This window comes from Nostoc sp., assembly GCF_036917775.1.
Taxonomy (GTDB): Bacteria; Cyanobacteriota; Cyanobacteriia; order Cyanobacteriales; family Nostocaceae; genus Nostoc.
In genome coordinates this window covers 84,265-91,890 of the sequence record NZ_JBALEQ010000158.1, presented here as the reverse complement: position 1 = coordinate 91,890, position 7,626 = coordinate 84,265, and the positions used below count along the sequence as shown (strand labels likewise).

Genomic DNA, 7,626 nt, shown 5'->3' with positions numbered 1-7,626 from the left:
CCTCAAAACTATATCTATCAACCTTTTCGCCTTTCTTTAAGTATTTTTATGTTTTGTTGAGAAAGATCCGGGTAATGGATAGCTTTTTAAGGGGGGCTAGGGGGGATCTAGAAAGTTTTGCTACCGACAAGAAGAGCTTTTCAAACATCCTCTAAGGGAAGGGGAGATTAAGATTCAAAGCCTCTCTCCGGTTTTGAGCCACAGGTCTAGAAAATTAAATTGCTTTTACTCAAATTCATCTATTGTGGTGGGAATATTAGTCTTTCTCTGATTAGCAATATTGCGCTCATACCACTTCATTAATGGAGTTGCACTAATGCCATGTATAATCACAGAAGCTACAATTGTAGTGTAAGTTATCCAAGCAATTTGTTCGGCAGCCTCACCTTTTAAGCCATTACCAAAGGCATAGGCGAGATAATATAAAGAACCGACACCGCGAATACCAAACCATCCAATCAACCACCTAGTCCCTGGATGAAAGGTTCGGCGGTGCGATTCTACAGGACGTTTGCCTATTGTGCTAATCCAAACTCCTACAGGTCTAATTATTAAGAATAATAAAATTATCACCAGTAAAGATTGCATAGCGTAGTTAAGCATTGGCTGTAATAATAATATTGAACCCAATAGTAAAATTGTTCCAACTTCCAGTAGTTTTTCAACTTGCTCAACAAATTCTAATTGTGCTAGTGGTTTTTCAGGATCTCTATAACTGCGTTGGACAACTAACCCCGCAACAAATACTGCTAGAAACCCATAGCCATTAACCATTTCTGTTAAAGAATAAGTTAGTAAAATCGTGCTGATAGCAATAAAATCTTCCATTAATTCATCAGCACGACGGCGTTTTTGAATTTTCTTTTCAATCCAGACTATAGATTTGGCAACAACAATTCCCATAACAATAGCAGATGCGATCGCCCAAATTAAATCAACCGCAACCCACTGTTGAAACCAGTTACCCCAGTTGTCATCTTTTAACGCATGAAGACCAAAATAAACGAAGGGAAAAGCTAAAGCATCATTTAACCCACCTTCAGAAGTTAGACCAAATCTCAACTCATCTTTATCGTTTATATCGGTAAGTTGTACTTCTGATGCTAATACTGGATCGGTTGGTGCGAGAATTGCTCCTAATAAAATTGCTTCTCCCCAATTCATCCCTAAAAACAATTTACCCACAACAGCCAGCGCAAAAATTGAAATTGGCATCAGAAATACAATCAATCGGGCTGTAATACCCCAAGCCCCCAACTTTAGAGGACGAACAATTCTTAAGCCGCAGCTAAACACAGAAATAATTACTACAAGTTCTGTTATTTTTTCCAGTAGTTCGGCATTAAAAACTTCATCTCGACGTAATTGAATCAGCCCAAAGGCATAAGGGCCTAGTAAAATACCAACTAGTAGATAGATTAGGGCAAAAGAAAGAGGTAGGCGAGCAATCCAACCCGACCCTAATGTTACCATCAGCAGAAGTAGACCAATTACAAATAGGTCAATAATATAGATATCTACCATATAGCGATTTGTATAAAATTAAGCGTTACCTTGTAAGCTTAATTGCAATACTTTTTTATTAGCATTACCTATGGGCAGATTTTCTGGAATTAAGGATTAGAGATTTAGACGCGCTACAAATTAGAGAAAAAGGAATAGATACACCAGTTTTCCTTTGCATGAAGTACAAAGCTACAAATTTTGAGGTATGAGGTATGAGATAGAAACATTTTTATTTACGCCAACCTAATTTAGCATTAGCTTTGCCTAACCTAGACATCACACTTCGATTCTTCGTATCTGCCCTTAAAACAATGGGATGTAGCAGGCGAATATGGTGACAGCACACAGGTGTACTACTTTTTCACTTCAGATATGGCTTTTTAGTACAAATATACTATAATAGATATAGCGTCCACAAAGCCTAATTAAATGCCTAACGGCTGTGTGAAAACCTTCCAGAAGATGGATTCAAGGGTTAGTTCGATGATGAAGCATTACATTCTCAACCTCAATCCGACTGCCAAACATGAATGGGATCGGTGCATTTTACGCGATCCGCTAACTGCCAAACGCCCAGACATTGCTAAACTAATTGCTGAAGCGGTTGGTGCTGATACAGGCAGTTATTTAGTGAGCGTGAATATCGAAGTTCAAGTTTTGCAGCAAGCCGCAGTCCCTCAAGCAGAACAACTCTCACTTTCGTTTCCAGAGGTGAGTGTGCAGTCACAACCACAACTGCGGGAAGCGGCCTAATGCGATCGCTTGGAACATCTGCATAATCAATTTAGTGTAGCTAAGTTGAGAGCAAGATTAGCCATCGCTCAACAACTCATATTATTTAACCAGACAAAGCAAGACAAGGGGTTTCCAAAAAACAAATTATCCAAAATTATTTATAGGGGATCTTGGACAAGATCCCCTAATTCCAGCGTGTACTAGAATCTGTCGGACAACAGTTGAGCAATTTGCTGATTAATAGTTGCAACATCAAAACGCCGACTAGCAGTAGTCCTGGCATTATTGGCTATAGTTGCAGTTATTTCCGTCTCCTGAAGACAGGTGATAATTACCTGTGCAAGTTCCTGGGGTTCTCCTGGTGTCACTAGAAAACCATTAAGTCCATGTTCTACTAATTCCATTACACCCCCAGCTTTTGCTGCAACTACAGGTTTTCCACATAGCATTGCCTCAACAATTACTCTACCAAAGGGTTCTGGGGAAGTAGAGGTATGTGCCACCAAATCACAAGCTGCCATTAATTGGGGAATATCTGAACGAAATCCTAAAAATTTAACGCGGTTTTCTAGTCCCAGATTGGTAACTTGTTGATGTAATTGTTTAACATAATTTTGTTCGCCAAACAGTGCATCCCCCACTAAAATCACTGTCACCTCTGGCGGACATTTGGCAAGAGCATCAATTAATATATGCTGTCCTTTCCAAGGTGCAAGACGGCTAAAGTGTCCGACTACAAATTTTCCTTGCAATCCTAATTCTTGCTGTAATTGATTAATGTCAGATTCATCAGTTTGATAAATTTTTGGATCAAAGCCGTTATAGACAACTTCAACTATATCTGAGCGTCCCCCCGCTTGGATAAAGGCTGTTTTACTAGCTTGGGAATTAGCAATTACTAATGAGGCACAACGATTAGCTAAGTTAATCGCAATGCGAAGATTCGTTTGACTAAAATGTTCGCTGGAAAGAATATCGTGTAAATGATAAACCAGAGGACGACGACTAAAAAAACTTGCTAATGCTCCGACAACTAATGCTTTTTGAGTGTTGGCATAAATTAAATCGTATTCACGCGCTTTTTTAATTACTTTAGTAATCAAAGGTGCAAGTTTTCCCAAACTATTTAATCCTTGTACCAAACTGCTTTCTTTGCGAACTTGGATTGTTTGAGTTGCCAGAACTTCTACTGGGATATGATTTTGCTGTAGTAAATTTTTAAATGGGCCATCTGCAAATAAACCCACTAAAGCGCCATGAGAGTATGGTTTAGCAATATCAATTAAACATAATTCTGCACCGCCGGGTTTACCACTTTGGTCTAAGAAAAAAATTTTCATAAAACTTCCTTATAATACAATACGATTCAGACGCGATAAATCGCGTCTCTACAAAGCAATTTTTGCGTCTCTAGTTTAATTTAATAGAACATTCCGTACTTGTTGAGCAATTTGATTCCAGTCGTAGTGTGTGGTGGCGTAATGACGACAGGATTCTCGTGAAGGTATGGGGATGTTTCCCAAAAGCACTTGTTCTAATTTTTCAGCAATAGCTGAGGCTTCTATAGAAGTAGTGATTAAATCAGGTGAAAATTCTGATAAAATTTCTGGCATTCCGCCAACTGGGGTACATATAACAGGAGTACCACAGGCTAGAGATTCGACTATTACTAATCCGAATCCTTCAAAAGATTGACTAGGCATTATAGTTAATTCCGCAGCTTGATAAGCTATAGGTAATTGCTCATCAGGTAGAAAACCTAAAAATTTAACGTTGTCGTCCAATCCTAATTCTGTAGCCTGTTGTTGTAGTGTAGCTTGAATGTGACCACGACCTGCGATCGCTAGCCAAACATCTGGTATTCTGGGCTTAATTATAGCCAAAGCTTGTAATAATTTATCAACTCCCGTTCGATATACTAAACGGCGCGATGTAAATATAATCCGGCGATTATTTGGCCAGTCTAGCTGTTTACAAGCATCTTGGCGTGATAAGTTTGGTTGAAACCAGTTAATATCAACTCCACCAGGAATAATATTAATTTTGCTCCACGGTACTTGATATTTCTCATGGAGAATTTTACCAAATGCTTTGCTCAAAACAATGAAGCGATCGCAGTGATTATATGTGTTTTTTTCTATTAAATGATGCTTAATCAAAAGACTGAGATTCTTATTAACTACCTCTTGCTGACTCTCAGAAGCCCAAGGCCCATGAAAATTAAAAGTAACTGGTACTCCCTTTGGTAAAATATCTAAAAGCGGAAAGCTATATAATGCAAAGTGTAGATTAATAGCATCTGGTTTGTTTGTTCTTGTTTTCTGAAAGTTAGTACGAATAGACCATAATCTTTGCCAAATAGCGCTATCGGGAGAAGCCAAGTTAGTCAGCTTAATCGGCGAATTTAGTTCCGCCTCTGGTAGCCCAACTCCGCATAATTCCACCTGGTCTTTATTGGCTGCTAATTTATGAGTTAGTTCATACATATACCTTTCTAATCCTCCGGGATCTTTGGGAAACCAGCCTAATCCCAACGTGAGAATAGATGCAGATGATGAGGCTAAATTTTCTGGTTTATTTTTCACTAATATGTCTCCTATAAATATATGAAAACAGTAGGTATATACAACTGTAAGCCCCTACAGAATGTTCCAAAGATTAATTAATAGAATTTCTAAATCTACATTTCCAATAAGATTTTTATATAGAACACCAATTTATAAACTATTTATATGTCAACGTCAACAAGGATAAAACCTTGTGTTTTTATGAACTACATAATACTGGTTAGGATATATATGATACTTGTCAATTGACAAAGGCGAATGCTAGATAGAGAGAGCCAAAAATCACTATAAATTAATAATTATAGAAATATCATGTATTAATATTTACGATTTTTGGTTGCAAATCGGTAGCTATTAATACCTTTAAGAAAGTTTTAGAGATATTGCCTTAAAAATTAAATGATAAAAGTATTTTTATAAAGATAGTGTAAAATTATCGCTCACTTGTAATAATTATATTTTTTACTGATTTCCCAAAAAATGATTGTATATAAATAATTAAAAGCTAAAAAACTATATGATAAATAAAGTAATGACGAAGTTAGGAAAACTCCGTCGCAAGCTTAATCAGTACATCAAAAATTTATCTAAACTTAGATATTTACAAAGGAGTAAAACCTTCAACTTTTTACTCAGTTTGACTGTTGGAGTCATTGTTACTACCCTTGATATTACAACAGACTGGGCAACAACAGAAACACCCACGCTTACATACAAAACATCGTGGACAAGTAATTCTATTGACAATACAAATCTGCTGGTACAAAAAAAGACTGAAACACCTACACTTACTTACAAAACATCGTGGATAGGTAACACTATTGGCAGTGGAAATTTACGGGTACAAAACAATATTGAGGCAATGTATGTTTCTCCTGATGGCACAGTTTATACCAACAGTCATTGGGATGAGGCGGGAATGGAGGCAGCCATATACAAAGATGGTAAGGTTATTGGTGCTATTGGCGATACTCACGGCTGGAGTCGTGGAGGTGGTATCGCTGTAACGGCAAATAGTAAATATATTTACCTTGCCATGACTCAGGGATCGAAGGGGAAAACTGACGAAGATTACCCCCCTGAAGGTACAAGTTGGCATTGCGTTAGACGCTATGATTTGTCAGGGAAACCTGCACCGTTTCCTGAAGGGCGTGGCTGGGATAAAAGTATGTTAATTACCAGTACTAAAAGTGAAGTGACTGGATTAGCAACAGTCGGAAGCGAGTTATATGTAAGCGATTTTGCTGCTAACCGCATTCGTGTCTATGATACTAATACGATGAAGCAAGTACGCAGTTTTACCTTTGCCAATCCAGGAGCAATAACTGTTGATCCACAAAAAAATCTGTGGATTATTCAAAGCAAAAATGGTAGTAAACCTGCCAAAATTTTACATTATTCCCAGAGTGGAAAGCAATTGCCTGAACAGATTGCAGATATCGTTGAACCAACTGCGATCGCAGTTGATCGTCAAGGTAAGCTGTTAGTGGCAGAAAATGGCCCGCGTCAGCAAATATTGATTTATGACATCAAAGATCAGCCAGTGCAGACGGGTAGTTTTGGCTCTAAGGGTGGTATCTATACAGGAGTTGCTGGTGAAGTTGGAGATTTGAAGCTTTATGGACTTACCGGAGTTGGTGCAGATGCTTCAGGTAATATCTATATTAATAGTAATGGTTTCAACAAATCGGGAACAGATTTACGGAAATTTTCGCCATCGGGAAAACTAATATGGCGATCGCTAGGATTAATATTCGTCGATAATGCAGATGCCGATCCTAAAACTGATGGTGTAGATTTATTCACCAAACAAGAACACTATCTCATGGATTACAGTAAGCCTGCTGGTAAGCAATGGACTTACAAAGCTTACACCTTAAATCCTTTCAAATATCCTCAAGATCCCCGCCTGCATACATCGCCCGATGGAACCTTTGTGCGCCGCATCCAAGGGAAGCCGTTTTTGTTCCTCACAGATATGTACAACAGCTTCCTGCAAATATATCGTTTTAATCCAGACAAAGACGGCAAAATTGCTATCCCAGCCGGAATGTTTGTCGGTAGCAATGGCGCAGACAAACCATTTCTCGCCGGAAATTGGCCGCCGAATCAACCACAAAAAGGTGAATGGATCTGGCGCGATCGCAACGGTAATGGCAAATTTGAAAATAACGAATATGATACCAGCAAAGATTATCCCTATATCGGCGGATGGTGGGTAGACAGCAAAGGAGATGTTTGGAAAGCTTTGCGAACAGAAGATGGCATTCGCCACTATCCTTTACAAGGAATAGATGCTAAAGGCAACCCCATCTACAACTATGATTCGATGGAAAAGCAAACTACTCCCAAAATATTTAACGACTTGCGGCGGATCGAATATTTCCCCGAAACAGATAGTATGTATTTGTCAGGTTTCACAGTAGATCACCCCGCCTTTGGTGACGATACTGGAGTTGCTGGATCTGAAATTGCCCGTTTTGACAATTGGAGTAAAGGAAATCGTACCCCCAAGTGGCGAGTTGTGATTCCCTACGACACCATCGGCAAACGTGAAGTGTCTACAGCAGCTATGAGTGTGGCGGGCGATCGGGTATTTGCCGTGAAAGTCAAAACCGCAGAGGTATATGTCTATAATGCCAAGACGGGAGCGCAAGTACAACACTTAAAACCAGGCCCAGAAGTTGGCAGCGAAAGTGGCTGGATTGATATACCTTATGGTATCCGCGCATTTCGTCGTTCAAATGGTGAGTATCTCGTATTTGTAGAAGAAAACTGGAAAGGAAAAGTGATTATGTATCGGCTAGCAGGTTGAGTA

The 7,626-nt window shown here is 38.9% G+C and carries 5 protein-coding genes; 2 read left to right on the top strand and 3 right to left on the bottom strand.

Annotated features, from left to right (window positions below; genetic code table 11):
* Positions 1-225: 225 nt before the first annotated feature.
* A complete protein-coding gene (locus tag V7K69_RS32075; protein WP_335042198.1) occupies positions 226-1,524 on the bottom strand; it encodes a cation:proton antiporter in 1,299 nt (432 codons plus the stop codon).
* A 465-nt stretch (positions 1,525-1,989) separates the two neighbouring features.
* On the opposite strand from V7K69_RS32075, the gene V7K69_RS32070 reads away from it, so the two are divergent.
* Positions 1,990-2,259, top strand: a complete 270-nt coding sequence (locus V7K69_RS32070; RefSeq protein WP_114082264.1) for a hypothetical protein — start codon at positions 1,990-1,992, stop codon at positions 2,257-2,259.
* 182 nt (positions 2,260-2,441) lie between these two features.
* On the opposite strand, the gene V7K69_RS32065 is transcribed toward V7K69_RS32070, so the two are convergent.
* Both V7K69_RS32065 and V7K69_RS32060 read right to left on the bottom strand, forming a co-directional pair.
* On the bottom strand, positions 2,442-3,581 hold the full coding sequence (locus tag V7K69_RS32065; protein WP_335042196.1) for a glycosyltransferase family 4 protein: 1,140 nt from the start codon (positions 3,579-3,581) through the stop codon (positions 2,442-2,444).
* Between the two features lie 75 nt (positions 3,582-3,656).
* Positions 3,657-4,826 (bottom strand): glycosyltransferase family 4 protein, encoded by a 1,170-nt coding sequence (locus V7K69_RS32060; protein WP_335042194.1) that lies wholly within the window; start codon positions 4,824-4,826, stop codon positions 3,657-3,659.
* 499 nt (positions 4,827-5,325) lie between these two features.
* Here V7K69_RS32060 and V7K69_RS32055 point away from each other — a divergent pair, with 499 nt between their 5' ends.
* Entirely contained in the window at positions 5,326-7,623 is a 2,298-nt protein-coding gene (locus tag V7K69_RS32055; protein WP_335042192.1) for a hypothetical protein, read from the top strand.
* Positions 7,624-7,626: the final 3 nt, after the last annotated feature.

What these genes read in the sequence shown, in the direction of transcription:
- V7K69_RS32075 (WP_335042198.1), bottom strand. Translation starts at nt 1,524, where the DNA reads ATGGTAGATATCTATATTATTGACCTATTTGTAATTGGTCTACTTCTG.
- V7K69_RS32070 (WP_114082264.1), top strand. Translation starts at nt 1,990, where the DNA reads ATGATGAAGCATTACATTCTCAACCTCAATCCGACTGCCAAACATGAA.
- V7K69_RS32065 (WP_335042196.1), bottom strand. Translation starts at nt 3,581, where the DNA reads ATGAAAATTTTTTTCTTAGACCAAAGTGGTAAACCCGGCGGTGCAGAA.
- V7K69_RS32055 (WP_335042192.1), top strand. Translation starts at nt 5,326, where the DNA reads ATGATAAATAAAGTAATGACGAAGTTAGGAAAACTCCGTCGCAAGCTT.